At 39.4% G+C, this 19,772-nt stretch carries 18 protein-coding genes; 1 reads left to right on the top strand and 17 read right to left on the bottom strand.

The genetic code is table 11. The features are described from left to right. Nucleotides 1-660: 660 nt before the first annotated feature. From HC229_RS03495 to HC229_RS03425, 15 genes are all read right to left on the bottom strand, one after another. A complete protein-coding gene (locus HC229_RS03495; RefSeq protein ID WP_191019041.1) occupies nt 661-1,095 on the bottom strand; it encodes a hypothetical protein in 435 nt (144 codons plus the stop codon). A gap of 811 nt (nt 1,096-1,906) precedes the next feature. Further along, nucleotides 1,907-2,344: a hypothetical protein gene (locus HC229_RS03490; RefSeq protein ID WP_191019040.1), complete on the bottom strand. Its 438-nt coding sequence runs from the start codon at nt 2,342-2,344 to the stop codon at nt 1,907-1,909. Between the two features lie 231 nt (nt 2,345-2,575). Beyond that, nucleotides 2,576-3,079, bottom strand: coding sequence for a hypothetical protein (locus HC229_RS03485; RefSeq protein WP_191019039.1), 504 nt, complete (start codon nt 3,077-3,079; stop codon nt 2,576-2,578). Then, nucleotides 3,079-3,333, bottom strand: coding sequence for a hypothetical protein (locus HC229_RS03480; protein WP_191019038.1), 255 nt, complete (start codon nt 3,331-3,333; stop codon nt 3,079-3,081). The genes HC229_RS03485 and HC229_RS03480 overlap by 1 nt, the downstream gene beginning before the upstream one ends. A 1,588-nt stretch (nt 3,334-4,921) precedes the next feature. Then, nucleotides 4,922-5,542 carry a hypothetical protein gene (locus tag HC229_RS03475; RefSeq protein ID WP_191019037.1) on the bottom strand — a complete coding sequence of 207 codons (621 nt, stop codon included), beginning with the start codon at nt 5,540-5,542 and terminating at the stop codon, nt 4,922-4,924. A gap of 231 nt (nt 5,543-5,773) precedes the next feature. Further along, the gene (locus HC229_RS03470) at nt 5,774-6,490 is read right to left on the bottom strand and encodes a hypothetical protein (protein WP_191019036.1); all 717 of its coding nucleotides are present in this window, start codon (nt 6,488-6,490) and stop codon (nt 5,774-5,776) included. Between the two features lie 237 nt (nt 6,491-6,727). Continuing rightward, complete coding sequence (locus tag HC229_RS03465) at nt 6,728-7,222, bottom strand: hypothetical protein (RefSeq protein WP_191019035.1); 495 nt, start codon at nt 7,220-7,222, stop codon at nt 6,728-6,730. A gap of 1,340 nt (nt 7,223-8,562) precedes the next feature. After that, a complete protein-coding gene (locus HC229_RS03460) occupies nt 8,563-9,114 on the bottom strand; it encodes a hypothetical protein (protein ID WP_191019034.1) in 552 nt (183 codons plus the stop codon). A gap of 809 nt (nt 9,115-9,923) precedes the next feature. Continuing rightward, nucleotides 9,924-11,657, bottom strand: coding sequence for a hypothetical protein (locus HC229_RS03455; RefSeq protein WP_191019033.1), 1,734 nt, complete (start codon nt 11,655-11,657; stop codon nt 9,924-9,926). Continuing rightward, nucleotides 11,654-12,742, bottom strand: a complete 1,089-nt coding sequence (locus HC229_RS03450; protein WP_191019032.1) for a hypothetical protein — start codon at nt 12,740-12,742, stop codon at nt 11,654-11,656. Before HC229_RS03450 ends, HC229_RS03455 begins: the two co-directional genes overlap by 4 nt. A gap of 185 nt (nt 12,743-12,927) precedes the next feature. Next, nucleotides 12,928-13,449 (bottom strand): hypothetical protein, encoded by a 522-nt coding sequence (locus HC229_RS03445; protein WP_191019031.1) that lies wholly within the window; start codon nt 13,447-13,449, stop codon nt 12,928-12,930. Between the two features lie 311 nt (nt 13,450-13,760). Next, nucleotides 13,761-14,156, bottom strand: coding sequence for a hypothetical protein (locus HC229_RS03440; RefSeq protein WP_191019030.1), 396 nt, complete (start codon nt 14,154-14,156; stop codon nt 13,761-13,763). 181 nt (nt 14,157-14,337) lie between these two features. Continuing rightward, the gene (locus HC229_RS03435) at nt 14,338-14,766 is read right to left on the bottom strand and encodes a hypothetical protein (RefSeq protein ID WP_191019029.1); all 429 of its coding nucleotides are present in this window, start codon (nt 14,764-14,766) and stop codon (nt 14,338-14,340) included. Nucleotides 14,767-15,445: 679 nt separating this feature from the next. After that, nucleotides 15,446-15,919, bottom strand: a complete 474-nt coding sequence (locus HC229_RS03430) for a DUF4265 domain-containing protein (protein WP_191019028.1) — start codon at nt 15,917-15,919, stop codon at nt 15,446-15,448. 123 nt (nt 15,920-16,042) lie between these two features. Then, nucleotides 16,043-17,155: a tyrosine-type recombinase/integrase gene (locus HC229_RS03425; protein WP_191019027.1), complete on the bottom strand. Its 1,113-nt coding sequence runs from the start codon at nt 17,153-17,155 to the stop codon at nt 16,043-16,045. 267 nt (nt 17,156-17,422) lie between these two features. On the opposite strand from HC229_RS03425, the gene HC229_RS03420 reads away from it, so the two are divergent. Continuing rightward, nucleotides 17,423-18,451: a quinone-dependent dihydroorotate dehydrogenase gene (locus HC229_RS03420; RefSeq protein WP_191019026.1), complete on the top strand. Its 1,029-nt coding sequence runs from the start codon at nt 17,423-17,425 to the stop codon at nt 18,449-18,451. On the opposite strand, the gene HC229_RS03415 is transcribed toward HC229_RS03420, so the two are convergent. Next, nucleotides 18,428-19,141 (bottom strand): DUF3307 domain-containing protein, encoded by a 714-nt coding sequence (locus HC229_RS03415; RefSeq protein WP_191019025.1) that lies wholly within the window; start codon nt 19,139-19,141, stop codon nt 18,428-18,430. The two genes, HC229_RS03420 and HC229_RS03415, sit on opposite strands and share 24 nt — an antisense overlap. After that, nucleotides 19,138-19,749: a sigma factor-like helix-turn-helix DNA-binding protein gene (locus HC229_RS03410; RefSeq protein WP_191019024.1), complete on the bottom strand. Its 612-nt coding sequence runs from the start codon at nt 19,747-19,749 to the stop codon at nt 19,138-19,140. Before HC229_RS03410 ends, HC229_RS03415 begins: the two co-directional genes overlap by 4 nt. Between the last annotated feature and the right edge of the window lie 23 nt (nt 19,750-19,772).

Genomic DNA, 19,772 nt, shown 5'->3' with positions numbered 1-19,772 from the left:
CTTCTGGAAATTTTAGCCTCTAATTTCCCCGGACCAGCGATGGCGGTTAGCGGCGGTTACTGGAAGTGGTGGCACGTCCTATTGGCAAATTAAGTGACGATTTTGTTTTCTTCGTTAATTTTTTTCTTTTAGCAGGCCAGCCAGGTTGAGTCAACGAACGGTTCAATATCTATCGACGAAAATAGTTTGTTTTGAAACCTTGTACCAACCAAAACTTTTGAAGTTTGATTAATAATTATCGAAAATGCCTAAAGCCGACCAATGACTGCTTGCTAAAAACGCCATGCTGATCAAAGACTAATCTTTGCTGCTCGCTTAGATCTAAATATAATAATATCCCTCGTTTTGATCGCGATCAGCCGACCAATATTTTTCCTTTCTTGAATGGTATAAAAGAATTGAGAGAACTTCGGATTTTTTTTGGAGTGACGTTTTTTCAGGTTTCGCGCTCGCCGCCATTTCCAGTAACGTTAGGCCGCTAACCGAGCGTTGCTGGCTTTCGGAGATTGTACTCTCTGCCGAACGCGAACGAAGTAAAACTAATGAATTTTTTTAGCTTGAAAAAGCAGAAAAATTCTTAGTTTTACGGCTTAGGCAAAAGCACTTCATTTTACCTGAAACCCAGCAATGGCGGTTAGCGGCGGTTACCAGAAGGCTCAATTATTTAGGAATATATCCTTTTTCAAATTCATTGATTAATTTTGCGATTTCCTCTTTTCTATTTTTGTCGACGTCGAGAATTATTATTTCTTTAATTTCTGATTTATCATTTTCAGTCGAATAAATACCAAACCAAATTCCACTTTCAAAATTCTCAATTTCAGTTGTTAGAATTGTATGTTTTGGTAATGGATAATTCTCAACACTTCGCACCAAAATTTCTTCGTCGGCTAAATCATGGATCAATTTGCTTTGACTTCCAACAGCATGTATAAACCCAACATTTCGATCGATTGATTTTCTTAAGATTTCATCATAATAATTGGTGTTTTTCAAATTTGAAATAATTATTAAGCACCAATTTTTTGAAGGGAAATCACGAATCCAATTTTCAGCAGTATTGTATTCGATTATTTTAATTTCTCGAGTGTTCATTTTTTACGATTTTCCTAGAGCTTTCTGGTAACGTGAGGCCGCTAAACGCCGTCGCGGCCTTCCGGAGAGAACTTTCTCTGCTTTGGAATAAAGGTAGCGAAATCAACGATTTTTTCTAGCTTGACAAGCAGAAAAAATCTTGCTTTCGCGACTTTTGGAAATTTTAGGTGCTAGTTGCCCTGGACCAGCGATGGCGGTTAGCGGCGGTTACTGGAAGTGGCGGCACGTCCTATTGGCAAATCAAGTGACGACGATGTTTTCTTCGTTATTCTTTTTTCTTTTAGCAGGCCAGCCAGGTTGAGCCAACGAACTGTTCAATATCTGTCGACGAAAATAGTTTGTTTTGGAACCTTGCCAACCATAACTTTTGAAGTTTGAATGATAATTATCGAAAGCGCCGAAAGCCAACCAATGACTGCTTGCTAAAAACGCCATGCTGATCAAAGACTAATCTTTGCTGCTCGCTTAGATCTAAATATAATGATGTCTCTCGTTTTTGATCGCGATCAGCCGACCAATATTTTTCCTTCGTTAAATGGTATAAAATTAGAGAGAAGTTCAGATTTTTTTTGGAGTGACGTTTTTTCAGGTTTCGCGCTCGCCGCCATTTCCAGTAACGTGAGGCCGCTAAACGCCGTCGCGGCCTTCCGGAGAGAAAATTCTCTGCGTTGGAATAAAGGTAGCGAAATCAACGATTTTTTCTAGCTTGACAAAGCGGAAAAAAATCTTGTTTTCGCGACTTTTGGAAATTTCTGGTTCTAATTTGTCTGAACCCGCGATGGCGGTTAGCGGCGGTTACAAGAAGCCAGAATTAATTGGTTTTTTCAAGTTTTTCTAAAATTTTATTTTCGATACTATCAGAATAAATTGTTTCTAAAAACTTGCCTTTTATTTTGAAGGAAATCGGCTTTTTATTAATTGTTCGCCAATTGTTCCATTTTGTAGAATAATTCAAACTGTCAATTCTGAATTTCTTATCGCTAACTTTTAATAGCAAAGAATCCTTCGTAGCAGTCCATTTTCCTTTCATTTTCATCGAACAGTTTATCAAAATAAACGTCGAGTCACTTTTTAAATCTAATGACGTACCGACAACCCATGAATCATAAACGATTGACCTGAAAGCTCGGTCAACTAAGTTTGTCTGATAGGTTTTATATTTGCCGGTAAGTTCTGGCTTTTCGCCACGGCAACCAAACATCAGCGACACGATGATGATGATGATTAAAAAAACAATGGGATTCTTCATCACTTTAAGGTTTCGTGCGATTGGACTGGTTTCTTGTAACGTGAGGCCGCTAAACGCCGTCGCGGCCTCCTGGAGAGAATTCCCTCTGCCGAGATGAAAGGTAGCAAAACCAATGATTTTTTCAAGCTTGCCAGAGCAGAAAAAATCTTAGTTTTGCGGCTTTTGAAAAAGACTGGTTCTAATAAACGTGCACCAGCGATGGCGGTTAGCGGCGGTTATGGGCAGTTTGAATTATTCGCTTTTCCACTTATCATACAATTTTATTGTATTCCTAAATCGCGAGGAAACTCCATAACATTCACTAAAATTATCTACAGCATCAAATATTATATCTCGATACTCAGTTTTCCAATCTCGATCAGAAAGGTAATTGTGAATTATACAATATGATAAACGGTCAAGTGCATTAAGGTAATTTTCCCTTGAAACATTAATTCGATCACGAAATAATTCAATTGAACTATCATCTAATTCTCTGCCATTAGAATTTACATCAATTCCGTATTGCCGAAAATCGAAATTACTTTGATCGAGATTTTCTTTGCGCTTATTCATTTCACTTTCTAGTTCCAGGACGGTCATCAACGTACTGTTTTTTTGACCTTCCGCTAAACTTCTCAATTGGACTTTTACTTGCTTAATTTGATACCAAGCAACCCATAAAATACAAATTGACATTAAAGCAGAAACTCCAGCTGAAATTGAGCTAATCCAATCAGTTATTGATGGGCACATTATTTGTTTAATTTTGCCATTAATAATTGCATCACAACTTGGGCTTTGTTGTTATTCGAAATAGTGTTTTGATGATCTTGTGATTTTGTTTCATACTCACTTTGATGCATTCTAAAATATCCCATTACGTCTGGAATAGAAATTCCTGCCGCTTTCAAAATTGGGATAATGTCATCTAAAATTGAGCTAATTTCTGCGGATGAATTTGCAGATTTTATACGCAGTAAGCACTGTCGAATTAAGTCTTCTCTCATTTTCAAATAATTTTTAGTAATGGCAATTTACAGTTTAATCTAATCTGCTGATCAAGTCATAACGCGGAGTTTTTAACAAATTGCCCATAACGTGAGGCCGCTAAACGCCGTCGCGGCCTTCCGGAGAGAATTTTCTCTGCTTTGGAATAAAGGTAGCGAAATCAACGATTTTTTCAAGCTTGCCAAAGCAGAAAAAATCTTGTTTTCGCGACTTTTAGAAATTCTGGTTCTAATCACTCTAGACCAGCGATGGCGGTTAGCGGCGGTTACTTGCAGGCCGAAAACACAAAGATTGGCGTGGCAATTTGCCTGGTACTCTCTGTTACGAGGTTGGTTCTAAAATTGCCACGGCGCCCGATTTGAAAAACGGTCGTTTTTTGAAAAAAATAGTGTCAAATCGGGCGCTCGCGCGCAGCGCCGGCTTGCAAGTAACGTGAGGCCGCTAACCGATCGTCGCGGCTTCCGGAGCAGATTATTATCTGCCACGACGAAAGGTAGCAAAACTTTTGATTTTTTCTAACTTGCAAAAGTGGAAAAAAGCATGGTTTTGCGATACTGGAAACGGCACCAAAATCCACCCGATACCCGCGATGGCGGTTAGCGGCGGTTAGGAGATGGCCGAATTTCGTTTTCTAAAAATTCCAATTAATAGGTTTGCAATGTATGCAGGTTGCCCTAGTAGCATTATTAATAGCAACAAAATCATTAACGTCTGATTGATTAGATAATAGTTATCAACGAAAAAAAATGTATTTGGTGTAGAAATCTCGCTGTATCCGATAACTATCCAATAAATCAGAAAGCTCCCTATTAAGACTGATGAATGTATTATCGTTAACCAGCGCACAAGTTTTCGTTTCATAACTTTTTGGACAATCCAATATCCCACTCCTAAAAGAAAATATGCTAAGCTTACGATCAGAGCAAAGTATAGATGCGAAATGACGAAATATGTATCATGAACATTGATGTCAAAAGTACTGTCACTTGACTGGTTAAGAATAATTCCAATTATCAAGATGATTGTTGCTGTGAGCCAAAATAAATGATAAACCCTAAGTTTTTTCAAATTCTTATTTATTATTTGATGACGATTTCAACCGGCTATCTCCTAACGTGAGGCCGCTAAACGCCGTCGCGGCCTTCCGGAGAGAATTTTCTCTGCTTTGGAATAAAGGTAGCGAAATCAACGATTTTTTCTAGCTTAACAAAGCAGAAAAAATCTTGTTTTCGCGACTTTTGGAAATTTCTGGTTCTAATTACTCTGAACCAGCGATGGCGATTAGCGGCGGTTACTTGCAGGCCGAAAACACAAAGATTGGCGTGGCAATTTACCTTGTACTCTCAGTTACGCGATTGGTTCTAAAATTGCCACGGCGCCCGATTTGAAAAACGGTCGTTTTTTGAAAAAAATAGTGTCAAATCGGGCGCTCGCGCTCAGCGCCGGCTTGCAAGTAACGTGAGGCCTATTCGCGCCGTTGCGGCTGCCGGAGAAAGTACTCTCCGCGACCCGAAACGAAGTTAAGAAATTGGATTTGAATTTTACTCAAAAACAGCAATGGCGTGAATAGGCGGTTAGCTGCTGGCTTTATAAATTCTCGGGTTTTGAATAAAAGTTGTCTAACACGTTTCTTACAATCTCGTCAAATTGCTTAAAGTATTCAATTGCCTCCTTCTTGGATTTTAGCATTTGGAACAATCCGTGTAATTGAGGCGAATCGGATATTTTAGTTTCTGTTAAATTAAATCCAATTACATTATCTATTGTAAACCCTTTTAATATTTGGTCTCCGAAAATTTTATATTTGATAGAATGAGAATATGGATTTCTATACTTGTCCTTTAATCTTTTTAATATTAATTTTTGCTCTTTTGTAATAATTCCTTTTGAACAGGCAACATTAATATTCTTTTCGAGATTCTCATTATCATATTTTTCAACGCTTTCCTTTAACTTTGTAGCAACACTAAGTTCATTAGACTTATTATTACGTACTTCCTGATATTCAAGCATGATTTTCATGAAGAATTCGCTGAAATGATTTGTCAAAGTAATTGCGGCTTGATTTAAGTCAAACAAAATACATTTACAAATTTCCTCCCTTATAATATCAAAATCTGATGATCCGTACGGAGTTTCTAATTGAAATTTAATGTTGTTATAGTTCGAGTTAATGTTTTTTAATACTTCCTCTTTGATTTTTTCCATACGATTGTTTAGTCTAGTGGGTAAAAGCTAGCAGCTAACGTGAGGCCGCTAACCGATCGTCGCGGCTTCCGGGGAGATTATTCTCTGCCGAAACTAAAGGTAGCAAAATCAACGATTTTTTCAAGCTTGCCAAAGCAGAAAAAATCTTGTTTTTGCGACTATTGAAAAACTGATGGTTCAATTTACCTTGAACCCGCGATGGCGGTTAGCGGCGGTTAGCGGTAGTGCCAATTATCTTGACCTTACATCGTTGTAAAACTTCACAGTATTTTCTATTTTAATTTGAACATCTTCAACTATCTCTTTTTTATGTCTTCTAAATGCTGAACGAATATCTTCTTCACTTTTTATAAGTTCGTATATTGTCCAGTCCATTGCGAGTTCTTCTCTTGCGCTGCCATCTTTTTGCGGAACTTTATATCTCGTGATTATTGGATTAGTTTTATTGTTTACCAAATGCTCAACTATATCAGGATTTTCTTTTGGGACGATTTCAAAACATTCGGGATCGACAATACCGCCAGCCCATTGTTGTTTAGCTTCTAAACTTGCTGCTTTAGTTAGCCCTAAGCCAAAAATCGTAGTTCCTCTTTTATTATCAACGGAAATTGGACCATGAGAAAGTGCGCCGCGGATGGGAATACCGTCAGCGATAGCTGCGCCAATTAGTAATCTACAATATGAAATTATATAAAGAAGTCCTCTTTGTGTCAATTCATCTTGAATAAAGAATATACTGTCAGAGACTACGTAAATTTTGATCTTCAAAGAATCTAATTCGTTTTGTGGAGTAATCAATTTAAAAACAGCATTTGTAGCTTTCTCGGCAAAGTCTAGACTTTCATATAGCCCATTATTGTAAATTTCAGTTAGCTTTTCATGCGAATTTTTTTCGACCATGTTCTTAAAACCGAGTATGTCAAAAAAGGCAACGAATGAATTTTTCATATGGATGATTTATCGTGATTTTTTCAGGCGTTACCGCTAACGTGAGGCCGCTAAACGCCGTCGCGACCTTCCGGAGAGGATTTTCTCTGCTTTGGAATAAAGGTAGCGAAATCAACGATTTTTTCTAGCTTGACAAAGCGGAAAAAAATCTTGTTTTCGCGGCTTTTGGAAATCTCAGCCTCTAATTTCCCTGAACCAGCGATGGCGGTTAGCGGCGGTTATGGGCCGTAGCAATTTTTAATTTATAAATCTCCAATTTTCTAAAGCTATCGTTGCAATGACATCGGGCCACATTTCATAGCCAACTAATTTTGGTAGAATTGGAATTATACTGGTTCGCGTCCATTTCTCCATAACAGGCAGGTATATGATTGCATCGTAAAATAATTTTTTTGAAAAGGGATTCTTAACTACAAGCATCATCTGGGCGTTTTGGCGATCTTTAGATTCCTGAAAAAAACGGACACTAATCGTTCGCTCTGGAAATTTTACTGCGTCAACTACTTTCATCGTTGATATATTTCCCTCATTTATCTCAACCTCTATATTTAAATCTTCACCAGGGTAGATTTGTAGAACCTTTTCCTTAACAAAATATGGAGATTCGGCAACTGTGGTAAAATAATTGTTTTCTTTGTCTACAATCAATTCAACTTTCAGCTCATTTCTCTTTTCCTGAGCGATTGAACTTACAACAATTAGCAAGAGCATTAAAGTGTATTTCATTTTCATCCCGACATGATATTAATTAGTCTTATTTTTTAACCCTCGTTCGCAAGTGATTTTTACATCGGAACTTGACAAGGATTCATTACGAGTTTCTACCGGTGTTCTCGATCGGCTATGGCACATAACGTGAGGCCGCTAAACGCCGTCGCGGCCTTCCGGAGAGAATTTTCTCTGCTTTGGAATAAAGGTAGCGAAATCAACGATTTTTTCAAGCTTGCCAAAGCAGAAAAAAATCTTGTTTTCGCGACTTCTGGAAATTTGAAGTTCTAATTACTCTAAACCAGCGATGGCGGTTAGCGGCGGTTACTTGCAGGCCGAAGACACAAAGATTGGCGTGGCAATTTACCTGGTACTCTCTGTTACGAGGTTGGTTCTAAAATTGCCACGGCGCCCGATTTGAAAAATGGGCGTTTTTTGAAAAAAATAGTGTCAAATCGGGCGCTCGCGCGCAGCGCCGGCTTGCAAGTAACGTGAGGCCGCTAAACGCCGTCGCGGCCTTCCGGAGAGAATTTTCTCTGCTTTGGAATAAAGGTAGCGAAATCAACGATTTTTTCAAGCTTGCCAAAGCAGAAAAAATCTTGTTTTCGCGACTTCTGGAAATTTGAAGTTCTAATTACTCTAAACCAGCGATGGCGGTTAGCGGCGGTTACTTGCAGGCCGAAGACACAAAGATTGGCGTGGCAATTTACCTTGTACTCTCTGTTACAAGGTTGGTTCTAAAATTGCCACGGCGCCCGATTTGAAAAACGGTCGTTTTTGAAAAAAATAGTGTCAAATCGGGCGCTCGCGCGCAGCGCCGGCTTGCAAGTAACGGGAGGCCGCTAAACGCCGTCGCGGCCTTCCGGAGAGAACTTTCTCTGCTTTGGAATAAGGTAGCGAAACCAACGATTTTTTCAAGCTTGCCAAAGCAGAAAAAATCTTGTTTTCGCGACTTTTGGAAATTTCTGGTTCTAATTACTCTAAATCAGCGATGGCGGTTAGCGGCGGTTACTTGCAGGCCGAAAACACAACGATTGGCGTGGCAATTTACCTTGTACTCTCTGTTACAAGGTTGGTTCTAAAATTGCCACGGCGCCCGATTTGAAAAACGGTCGTTTTTTGAAAAAAATAGTGTCAAATCGGGCGCTCGCGCGCAGCGCCGGCTTGCAAGTAACGTGAGGCCGCTAACCGATCGTCGCGGCTTTTAAAGCAGATTATTATCTGCCACGGCGAAAGTTAGCAAAATTAATGATTTTTTCAAGCTTGCCAAAGCAGAAAAAATCTTGTTTTTGCGACTTTAGGAAAACGGCAGGTTCAATTCACCGCAAACCCGCGATGGCGGTTAGCGGCGGTTAGCAGCCGTTTTAAATTTTTATGAACTGATATAAATCGCATTTATCCTGTTTGAAATTTTTTGACATATGAAATTCGTTTACTGAGAAATCCTCGTCGTTTTCTAAAATAAAACAGTTAAGGTTTTTGTTTTTTAATTCTAATAAAAGTCCTATGTCGACTAAGCATTTATTGCTCGTTTTTGAAGTCGATACTAATTCTGGATTGATTTGGAAACTTCCATTAGAATAGCTAGGGTTTTTCGTGCCTTTAATTTCTGAATGTGGTTCAAATACTAGTAATGACCTGACCATTTCTATATTTAGTATACTTTCATTTGAACATAACATTTCGGCAGCTTCAGATTGAAATGTTTCCTCTACAAATTTAATTCTTGTGGCCATCGCGTACTGTTCTGAAATATTATCAAGTTTAAATTTTGCAGCACAGTAAATTTCTAATGAAAAGTAAAATTTGTCGTAGTCAAAAATGTACTCAATGAAATTGTTCCATATATTATTCGGCGTATTTGCTTTAATAAAATTTAGAATTTTTAAATCCTCATCTTTAAATATGAATTCCATGGAGATTGCGGTTTTTCGAAAATGGCTGCTAACGTGAGGCCGCTAAACGCCGTCGCGACCTTCCGGAGAGAATTTTCTCTGCTTTGGAATAAAGGTAGCGAAATCAACGATTTTTTCAAGCTTGCCAAAGCAGAAAAAATCTTGTTTTCGCGACTTTTGGAAATTTTAGGTTCTAGTCACTCTGAACCAGCGATGGCGGTTAGCGGCGGTTACTGGAAGTGGCGGCACGTCCTATTGGCAAATTAAGTGACGATTGTTTTCTTTGTTAATTTTTTTTTAGCAGGCCAGCCAGGTTGAGTCAACGAACGGTTCAATATCTATCGACGAAAATAGTTTGTTTTGGAACCTTGTACCAACCAAAACTTTTGAAGTTTGATTGCTAATTATCGAAAATGCCTACAGCCGACCAATGACTGCTTACTAAAAACACCATGCTGATCAAAGACTAATCTTTGCTGTTCGCTTAGATCTAAATATAATGATGTCCCTCGTTTTTGATCGCGATCAGCCGACCAATATATTTCCTTCCTGGAATGGTACAAAAGAATTGAGAGAAGTTCGAATTTTTTTTGGAGTGACGTTTTTTCAGGTTTCGCGCTCGCCGCCATTTCCAGTAACGTTAGGCCGCTAACCGAGCGTTGCTGGCATTCGGAGATTGTACTCTCAGCCGAACGCAATGGTAATAAAACTAACGAATTTTTTTAGCTTGAAAAGCAGAAAAATTCTTAGTTTTATGGGATTGGAGAAAGCACTTCATTTTGCCTGAAACCCAGCAATGGCGGTTAGCGGCGGTTAGCAGCAGTACTTTCTTATATTGTTTCCATTATTTCGTATGAATCGTCCAAGATTTTGCCATATGTTTCCATATCGCATTCGGTTAAAAGAGATTCTTTATCGACATAATTTCCAACTAAAATAAGCTTTGTATCCGAACCAAAAATTGTTTTTTCATAATGTTCTATTTTTGGATCTTTTGCTTTAGAGTCTGCTATTGAAATTATTGTTTGTGAATCCGAAGGTTTATTTTTATAAATAAAGCTTAGAATTCTTTCTTTATTGGGAAAATCAACATCCTCTTTAAAGACACTGTCTAATATAAACGGCAGTCGGTGAATTGAAGGTGTTTCTGAAATTATTCTGTTAAATGCAAAATGATAGCTTAACACCGCTAAGTGTAGTAGAACACCTTGAAATGGAAAGCTTGAAAATTCGTAAATATGATTAAATCTATCATCATCTACGTAAGGCACGTCTAGTAATGAGCAATTAATTTGATAGAATTTTTTAAATATTTGATTTTTTTTAGAACGCTCAAAATATATCCCTTCATCGGTTTTTAGTTCTTTAAGTTGTTCGGACAAGTCGTTGATTTTTTTAGTTAACTCTCCGATGTTTTCGGTTATAGAATTGTCTAAAACTATATGTGCACGAGAATCTATAAAGTCGTCTAAAGTGGTGTCGTTATCGGAATATTTTAGAAATTTCTTGTTGTTAGCTGCTAACTCATTTCTAAGTTCAACAATCTTTTTGTTTACCGAATTAATCTTGGACTGAATTTCTTTATTCCGATCTTGCAGTTCAGCCTTTAATTTTATTGTATCATTTTCTTCTTGATAAAATTCATAAACTTCTTTTATACTGTTTGGCAATATTTGCTTGCATGTTGGGCAAGGATGTTTACCTGGAAATTGTTGATTATGATTGCGATTAACTTTGGATATTACGGCAAATCTCTGATTGTTAAAAGTCAAATCATTAGAAAGTTTAATGAATTTATTTTCCTGTTCAAGCAATGCATTTTTAGTTTGCGAAATATTAAGAATAAATTCATCGCCTTTCCCTTTGAGAACTTCGTTATTAATCTTGGAGTTTTCAATTGCTTCGTTTGTCTTTTCGAAATTAAGATAGAAACTTAGTTGTTGCTTCATCGCAAATAATTCTCCTTCAAGTTTTTTTCTCAATTCTTTATCACTAGTATTAAATACTCCAAGATAATAATCCAAAAAATCTTCCCTGAAATTTTTATAGAAATCAAGATTGCTGAAAGATTTTCGCAAGTAAACCCAACCGACATCTTGAGATACGTAATACGGTAAAAAAAGTGTTTCCATAGGTGCGGAACTAATACCTTCTTTTGACTCTAACTGCATTTTAAAATCAAATAAATTAGAGAAGAATTCTTTTAACTTGATATGCTCAACAGAATTGTTCGCGCCAATTCCATTAAAAACAGACACTTTCTTATCCGGGTTTCTAACATAGATAGTTTCGTCTTTACGAATAAATATGTAATTATTTTCCACGCCATCCTGAGTGAGCATAACATTTAGTCTTACAAAGATATTCTCGGAAAGAATTTTAATAAGCTTAAGCTTGTTATCATTAATACCAAACGCATAAAGGATTAACTGGATTAATGTACTTTTTCCGGCTGTATTGGGACCATAGATTACATTTAGCTTTTCTCCAAATTCTGTAAAAAATTTTGTTTTAGAAGTTTCACTGTAGACAAATACGCTGTTAAGATTTAATGTTGTTTTCATGGCTGAGATTTAATTAAGAAATACGCTGCAGAGATTGCAGCCTTTAATTGTGTTTCGGTTAATGTGGTGTTTTTTTGTTTCAGGAAATTATTGTAAAGGTCCTCAATACAATCTTCGTCATTGAAGTGAATCCTTAATATGTCCGAATTTGTGTTAACAAATTCGAGAATTTTTTGATGTTCTCCCTGAGTTAAATCTTTAAATCTATCTAAACTGTTTTCAAAATTAAGTTCAAAATTCCTAGATTCAAATATTGAAACTTTAAGCTTTTCACGTATTTTTTCTCCTTTACTTCTACAAAATTCCAGAGCTAGTTTATGGGTTGTAATGACATCGAGTATTTCGTTAATTTTACTAGATTCCAACCTTTTTGACTTGTCCGACAAGCTTGCCTTATTCCCTTGATTGTAAGTTGAATCAAGTTTGTCTAATTCGTTTAGAAACGTATCTCTTGCAGCTTGATGATCTAAAATAGAGTTGCCGAAAACTTCGCGAAATTTGCCGACTAACAATTCAAGTTGCGTTTTAGTATTTCTTCCAAAGTCTAAATAGGAGAAATTAAGCGTGCTAAAATGTAATTTTTGGTTATCATCAAATTTATAAGTAGAATTTCCTGCTTGTAGAGATTCTTGCAGTTTTTCATGGAATTGATGAAAGTGAACTGTTTCGTTCGTTTCATTTATATAGACCTTGACTTTTTTGTTTTTGTCATTTTTAAATGATAGAATTATAGTGTTGTTCGTGACAAAAAATTGTTCTTTTATATAAATTGATGATTGAGCGTGGCTATCTTTTAATAACACTATACCATTACCGATTATCTTGTCAACAATTTCAAATATGTCAGAGTTGGTCCACACTTTTGAGGATTTTTTTGCTTGAAAGGTTTCTATTTTATCAAGCTCGTCATTTGAGTTAAGGAAGCCAAAAACAATGTCGTCGTAATGCTCAAGTATGATGAAGTATTTATCATTTCTAATTCGGGGATATTTTTCTAAGAAAATGTATAAACTACAATTTCTTTGAAAGTCCATTCCAACATTAGCTTGAACACCTGAATTGATATCGATTGGAGAATCGCTCATTTTTTAAATTTAGTGGTCGTAATATACGAGATTTCGAGTATTGCTGCTAACGTGAGGCCGCTAACTTCTCGTTGCGGCAATCGGAGAGAATATTCTCTGCCGAACGCAGACGAAGTTATGGAAAAAAGTGGTTCTCGCTAACGAAAAACAGCAATGGAAGTTAGCGGCGGTTGTATGCTGTTTCTCTATTTTGTCTTTCGTTCAAACCTGCGTTTGGACCTTTCAAATGCTGTTTTTTCCCAAGTAGAATCAAAATCTTCCCAAAAAACTCGAATCGTATAGCTTAAGTTTGAGAACCAAATTACAACATATAGATCATCAAATTTAAAAGCAATATTGTTGTTGTCATAATCCGAGTTTAAGAATTTCTTGTTCCCTTGAATAGCGTGTTCAATCTTATCTAAAAATTCAAGTGCCTTAAACTTCTCGAAATTTTTGAATTTAAATCCTCTGTAATCTACACCGTTTTCACTTTGATAACTTCCGTAAAATCCCAAAATCATTCCTTCCAAATTTAAATCTGGACATCGATAAAGAATTGTTGTCAGTTCTCCTGAACTTGCAGCTGCTAAAGGAATCGCTTCAAATTTTACGACACTTTCGGACTCCCCAATTACTCTTTCGTATAGAAAGGATTTCGAATGATAAAGCGCAATGTCTTTACTAAACTCTTTAGCCTGAAAAAGATTTTGACTTGTCTGTCTCACTTGCCCGATTGCAATTTGATAGGACGTCAATAGGATTACTAGCGCGACTTTCGAAATGTTCATATTTGTTTGTTCGTTAATCAGTGACGGTTTTAATGAAATAGCATACAACGTGAGGCCGCTAAACGCGCGTTGCCGCCTTCCGGAGCGCGTTCTCTCTGCTGAACGGAAAGGTAACAAAACTTATGATTTTTTCTAGCTTGGCAGAGCAGAAAAAATCTAAGTTTTGTGGCTTCTAGAAAAGATTCGTTTTCGCTAACGTTTTGCGGCAATGGCGGTTAGCGGCGGTTAGCGGTGGTTTAAATTATATTTTACTGAAGAGTTATAAGCATTGGTCCACGTATCTCAACTCTATAATCTCCAACTGGTTCAGATAACGCATCAAAAACTGTAATCACATCACCCGCTTTTAATTTTTTAAGACCTAGAATCGCTTCATCTGATAATTTATTCCCGGTTATTTTAATTTCTTTTTGCCCAGGATATTTTACAGTAAATGCTTTTAAGCCAACTCTTCCAACCATTTCAGGATAAAATGAATGAACTCCAAATGTAGCATTTTGAAATTCTTCTTTCGTCATCTCTGCTTCATCAAATTTCAGATTAACACTCACTGCATAACCTTTTCTCTCTTTTTGATTTTGCGCAAAACTGTTGCTGGAAATTAGGCTTAGAATAAGCAAAATAATGATATGGAATGATTTCATTTTACACTATTGATCGATTCTACACTCATAAATCACCGCTAACGTGAGGCCTGTAACCGTCAGTCGCGGATCAAAGCGAAAAGAGTTCTCTCTGCTAAAATATAATTTCTTCGTGAAAATGAAACGTCATTTTACCGAAAACTCCGCGATTGCGGTTACAGGCGGTTACAAGACGTTTTTATTAATTTACAATTATAGAACTGGTTGCCATAGTACCTTTTGATAAATTAACGTTGTAGTGAGAAACACTCTTCCAAATATATCCCGTCCCATTTTGGACAAATGCTTCGAAATAATATTTGGTTGGTGTTGTACTGGTAATCATCGAGTTTAGATCGAAATATGCTAGACCATTTGCGTCAGTTGTGATTTGTTTTTTTATAGGCGGCAAATCATTTGTAGATGTTACCGGTTGATCGAACATCATTATTATGTAATTAGGTTTGTTAACTCCTGCGGAAGTTGTTGCAGTTAATTTGACCCAAGTGTTTGTTTGAGATGTTTCCTCAGTAATAGTTTCTGTAGAACTAGAACTATCATCGCTAGAACATGACATCGTAAAAATTGATACAAATGCTAAAATTGAAACTTTAAATTTTTTTGAATTCATTAATGATTTATTTTGTGCTTACTTTATTTTGTGCTTCTTTGGTATAAAAAGTCACTTACGGCTTTAGGTTTTTTCTGCTCATTTCTCCAGCCGATGCAATATTAAACTAAATTTTGTTAAAATTTATGTCCTAGAAAATGTCTTGTAACGTGAGGCCGCTAAACGCCGTCGCGGCCTTCCGGAGAGAATTTTCTCTGCTTTGGAATAAAGGTAGCGAAATCAACGATTTTTTCAAGTTTGCCAAAGCAGAAAAAATCTTGTTTTCGCGACTTTTGGAAATTTTAGGTTCTAATTACTCTGAACCAGCGATGGCGGTTAGCGGCGGTTACTTGCAGGCCGAAAACACAAAGATTGGCGTGGCAATTTACCTGGTACTCTCTGTTACGAGGTTGGTTCTAAAATTGCCACGGCGCCCGATTTGAAAAACCGTCGTTTTTGGAAAAAATAGTGTCAAATCGGGCGCTCGCGCGCAGCGCCGGCTTGCAAGTAACGTGAGGCCGCTAAACGCCGTCGCGGCCTTTCGGAGAGAAATTTCTCTGCCGAACGGAAAGGTAGCAAAACCAATGATTTTTTCAAGCTTGACAAAGCAGAAAAAATCTTGGTTTTGCGGCTTGTGGAAACTGAAAGCTCAATTAACCGAAAACTAGCGATGGCGGTTAGCGGCGGTTACCTGCAGTGTTTATTTTTCTGAGTTGTGTTTTTCCGAAATTACTGGCTCTGCAAATGATATGATTCCCGCGCTTTCTAACTCTGATAGTTTTCCAAAAATTTCTTTGTATTCTACTTCAAATGGAACCTCCATTACGAAATAGTTATCTTGAATCCCTTCATTTTCACAGCCCATCAGACCAAATTCCTCGCGTATTTTACTAGCCTCAATATTTTGACCCGTAATTATAATTTGAATTGTTGAATTTCCGCTTCTTTCTATAACTTTTTTAAAAGTTAGGCGATCTTCACTTGCATCAAATTCAGCATGGACTACGTCACCACTAGAAAATTCTGGACCATAAAACGGAATATTGTCTATTTTATAAAGCCCACTTTTTTGATCAATTATTTTTGCCCATAACGTTTCAACTACTTCCTCTCCAAGCACGTCGCTAAAGTATCTCACTAAGATTTTTTCAAATTTTTCCTCTTGATCTTTCATTTTGGGTCAGGTAACATTGCAGGTAACTTGTTTATCCCAGCAAAAAACTCACACCAAACATCCCAACCAAGCGATATAACGGCAGTTTTCTCCGAAATAATACCACGCAATGATAGCCAATAATCAAATCATATCCAACGGATTTCGGATATTCTGAACCGAAGAGTCAGACACGTGAGTATAAATCATGGTCGTCTTCGGGCTGCTATGCCCGAGGAGATCCTGGATGTAACGGATATCGGTGCCATGCTCAAGCAAATGGGTAGCGAAACTGTGGCGTAACGTATGCAGTGAAATCGACTTTGAAATCCCGGCGCGGGAAGCGGCAGTGTGCAGGACAGACTGAGCCGCGCGAGCCGAATACCGGGCGCCGCCATGCCCTTCAAAAAGAAAAACCTTAGGCTGGTAAACAACATAATATTCCCGAAGCAGTAGCAACGCTTTCTTGGACAAAAGCGTATACCGATCTTTTCGGCCCTTCGCATTGCGTACATGAATCAACATCCTATCGCTGTCTATATCGGCGAGTTTTAGGTTTAAAACTTCGCTTATCCTGAAACCACCGGAGTATATCAAGCTTAAAAGTGCTCGATGTTTTAGGTTTGCCGAAGCCCCGAGCAAGCGCTTGACTTCGTCCATGCTAAGCACGGTAGGAAGCTTTTTCTCTTTACGCGGCCTTTCGATATCATTGACATCAAAAGTGATCTGTTTATAAACCAGATACTGTTTTATCGCGTTGATGGCTTGATTCTGATAGGAAATCGACTTTTGGGGCGAAACGATGAACTCGTAATTGAACTGCTCCACGGTTCGAGGCGAAATTACGGTTATCCCTCTTTTTTGGAGGTATTTCAGAAAAAATTCGGCAAGTTTGGTATAAGTACTCACCGTCGATCCGGTATAGCGATGCGTCTGAAGCCATTTCTGGAATCGCAAAAGCTCCTCGTACTCGAATTCGGTAAGTTTCACATCGAGCAAATTCTGGCGGTCTCGCGCCTCTTTCGGTTCGAGCCTAAAGCGGTCGACAATGGCAAATTGGCTCAATACGGTCGTGGCAAAGGCGGAATTTTCAAGACTATACGGCAGATACCAAAATTTTCGCGTCTCGCTCCAAACAGCGTCAAGCTTGATGGCGACGGCTTCCCTTAGGATAGCATTTTGTTGGAAGTGAATTGAAAGGACATCGTAGCTACGATGGCGTACCTTGTCGAGATATACGGTAGGAAGCGGTTGCATATTCAAACTATTTGGCGTGTATTCAGCTAATGTATGCAATTATTTTAGAAGCTCATCCGGCTTTCGCTTCAAGTCCTCGTTTTAAGGCGCGCTTTTTAAGACGAGGGCGTCGGCTTGCTTCGGTCGCCGCGTCCCCGCCAAAAAAGCTGCGCCCAAAAACTCCGGGCTATCCGCTGCATCCGGGCTAGATCATGTCCGGAACCACGACAGCCGACATTTCGTAAAGCCCCAAATAAGTAGTATTTTTGCCGCAAACAACCAACACCAATGTACAAAAGCATACTACGACCGCTGCTGTTCAGGCTCGACGCCGAAGAAGCCCACCATTTCACGTTCTCGATGGTGAAAAACCTCTCGAAAATTCCGGGATGTACCAGCATTTTCAAGGCGTTATACAATCTCGAAGACAAACGTTTGGAAACCGAGGTCTTTGGGATAAAATTCAAGAATCCCGTCGGGTTGGCCGCAGGATTCGACAAGGACGCAAAACTATTCAATGAGTTCTCCAATTTCGGCTTCGGCTTTATCGAGATCGGAACCCTGACACCAAAACCACAGGACGGAAATCCAAAGAAACGGTTGTTTCGCCTCAAGCAGGATTCCGCCATCATCAACCGCATGGGTTTCAATAATGGAGGCGTTGCGGCCGCCGTCGAGCGTCTCAAAAAAAATAAAGGCGTACTTATAGGAGGAAATATCGGTAAGAATAAGATGACGCCCAATGAAGACGCCGGCGTCGATTACGAAATCTGCTTCGACGCGCTTTTCGACCACGTCGACTATTTCGTGGTCAATGTCAGTTCGCCTAATACGCCCAACCTTCGCGCGCTCCAGGACAAAGAGCCACTGACGGCGTTGCTCGGTTCGCTGCAAAAGCGCAATTGCGCCAAGGCCCATCCGAAACCTATTCTCCTCAAGATTGCCCCTGATCTCACGAACGAACAATTGCTCGATATCATCGACATCGTCAGCATTACCGGAATAGCCGGCGTTATTGCGACCAATACCACGATTGCCCGCGACGGCCTCATATCCGAAAACAAAGCCGAAACAGGCGGCCTTTCCGGCAAACCGCTGGCAATGCGATCCACCGAAGTCATCCGATTTTTATCCGAAAAGAGCAACAAAGCCTTTCCGATAATTGGCGTCGGCGGCATACATTCCGCCGCGGACGCACTCGAAAAACTTGAAGCCGGAGCCAGCCTCGTGCAACTCTACACGGGATTTATTTACGAAGGCCCTGCGCTTGTCAAGGAAATCAACCGCGCGATCTTAGAGAAAAAGGCCGGAAAGTAACCAATTGGCCGCGGCGCCCGTGAGCATTGCGATCCCAAAACTCAATAACGTGCCTATGAGTACGTATTCGGTAAGTTTTCTGTCTTTTGCTCCCGTAAGATCGCCAAACCGGAAGATGGATTTGGCGCCTAAAAGCAGTCCGACAGCATCGAAATGGCCCGTAATCAGGAAAGCGAACACGAAAAGCCGTTCGAGCATGCCGATGTAATTGCCCGCATTTTGCAGCGATTGGTCATCGGGAGTCGTGTCGGGCGTCCAGGTAGAGATCAGGTTCTTTATCGTGATGGAGGCCGGTTTGGTAAGCAGTACGGCTCCTGTGAAAACAATCCAGAACGCATCGGTCGGGTAATTGAAGTACATTTCGCCGTTTTCCCAATAAGCGCAGATGCCCACGATCACTAGAAAGTGCAGCATCTGGTCGGCGATGAACCACCGTCTTTGGGTAGTGGCGGTCTGGAATCTCAGTTTTGCGTAGTCGATTATGCCGTGGAGCAATGCCAGGACGATGACCGGCCCCAGAAACTCGGTGTTTCCCACGAGTGCAAAAGCCAAAACGCCGTGCAACAAGACATGGAGGTACAAATAAACGCTTTTGTGTTTGTGCTGTTGCTTATGGACGACCCAACGCGTCGGTTGCAAAAGGAAGTCGCCCAAAAGATGCGCCAGTAGTAGCTTTACGAATAAGATCATACGTCAAGTCGCTTTATGGTTTTGTGATAGAAGGCCTCGATTTCCATGATGAGATCGAATTGGGCGCGTTTTTGGCGTCGGCTGACGGCGGCTTGGCTAATGTTGAGCTTGCGTCCCAATTCCTCCTGGGAAAGTTCGGGAAACTGCAACGCGGCAAGCACGAATTCGGCAGATTGAGGCAACCAGTTCGACATCAGCACGGAAATCAATCTCAGCATCAGGTTGAGTTGTTCATCTGTTTCGTCGTCTCCCGTTTTGATTGCAAGCACCAGTTTTTGCGGCTTTAACGTCTCGAAAAGTTCGCCCGAGCGCACAAAGGCACTTCCGTTGCTCTCCGATATTTTTTGCGCATCTACCGTTTTTTCGCCAATTCCGATACTCATCCTGGCGTCGAGTTTGCGCGTTTTCAAAAGCGCTTTTATGGAAATTGCCGTTTTTAGCGCATTTTCTGGTGTCTTGATTTCAATTTGGAACGCGTCCCCTCTGTAGAATTCCCATTCGTCAGGTTCGCTTGCGATTCCTGTGAGATGGCGCTTTAATACAGGAAGCCATTCGCCGGAAGGATCTTTTCGAGAGTTGACGATATCGGCCGTGATGATGCTTGTCATAGTTTAAAGATACGAAAACATTC

Origin of the sequence: Flavobacterium selenitireducens (assembly GCF_014748335.1) — a bacterium.
GTDB lineage: Bacteria > Bacteroidota > Bacteroidia > Flavobacteriales > Flavobacteriaceae > Flavobacterium > Flavobacterium selenitireducens.
This window is presented reverse-complemented; position numbering and strand designations above follow the sequence as displayed.

Excerpts from the sequence above, each read along its gene's own strand:
- HC229_RS03495 (WP_191019041.1), bottom strand. The coding sequence starts at position 1,095 with ATGAACACTCGAGAAATTAAAATAATCGAATACAATACTGCTGAAAAT.
- HC229_RS03490 (WP_191019040.1), bottom strand. The coding sequence starts at position 2,344 with ATGAAGAATCCCATTGTTTTTTTAATCATCATCATCATCGTGTCGCTG.
- HC229_RS03485 (WP_191019039.1), bottom strand. The coding sequence starts at position 3,079 with ATGTGCCCATCAATAACTGATTGGATTAGCTCAATTTCAGCTGGAGTT.
- HC229_RS03480 (WP_191019038.1), bottom strand. The coding sequence starts at position 3,333 with ATGAGAGAAGACTTAATTCGACAGTGCTTACTGCGTATAAAATCTGCA.
- HC229_RS03475 (WP_191019037.1), bottom strand. The coding sequence starts at position 5,542 with ATGGAAAAAATCAAAGAGGAAGTATTAAAAAACATTAACTCGAACTAT.
- HC229_RS03470 (WP_191019036.1), bottom strand. The coding sequence starts at position 6,490 with ATGAAAAATTCATTCGTTGCCTTTTTTGACATACTCGGTTTTAAGAAC.
- HC229_RS03465 (WP_191019035.1), bottom strand. The coding sequence starts at position 7,222 with ATGAAAATGAAATACACTTTAATGCTCTTGCTAATTGTTGTAAGTTCA.
- HC229_RS03460 (WP_191019034.1), bottom strand. The coding sequence starts at position 9,114 with ATGGAATTCATATTTAAAGATGAGGATTTAAAAATTCTAAATTTTATT.
- HC229_RS03455 (WP_191019033.1), bottom strand. The coding sequence starts at position 11,657 with ATGAAAACAACATTAAATCTTAACAGCGTATTTGTCTACAGTGAAACT.
- HC229_RS03450 (WP_191019032.1), bottom strand. The coding sequence starts at position 12,742 with ATGAGCGATTCTCCAATCGATATCAATTCAGGTGTTCAAGCTAATGTT.
- HC229_RS03440 (WP_191019030.1), bottom strand. The coding sequence starts at position 14,156 with ATGAAATCATTCCATATCATTATTTTGCTTATTCTAAGCCTAATTTCC.
- HC229_RS03435 (WP_191019029.1), bottom strand. The coding sequence starts at position 14,766 with ATGAATTCAAAAAAATTTAAAGTTTCAATTTTAGCATTTGTATCAATT.
- HC229_RS03430 (WP_191019028.1), bottom strand. The coding sequence starts at position 15,919 with ATGAAAGATCAAGAGGAAAAATTTGAAAAAATCTTAGTGAGATACTTT.
- HC229_RS03425 (WP_191019027.1), bottom strand. The coding sequence starts at position 17,155 with ATGCAACCGCTTCCTACCGTATATCTCGACAAGGTACGCCATCGTAGC.
- HC229_RS03420 (WP_191019026.1), top strand. The coding sequence starts at position 17,423 with ATGTACAAAAGCATACTACGACCGCTGCTGTTCAGGCTCGACGCCGAA.
- HC229_RS03415 (WP_191019025.1), bottom strand. The coding sequence starts at position 19,141 with ATGATCTTATTCGTAAAGCTACTACTGGCGCATCTTTTGGGCGACTTC.
- HC229_RS03410 (WP_191019024.1), bottom strand. The coding sequence starts at position 19,749 with ATGACAAGCATCATCACGGCCGATATCGTCAACTCTCGAAAAGATCCT.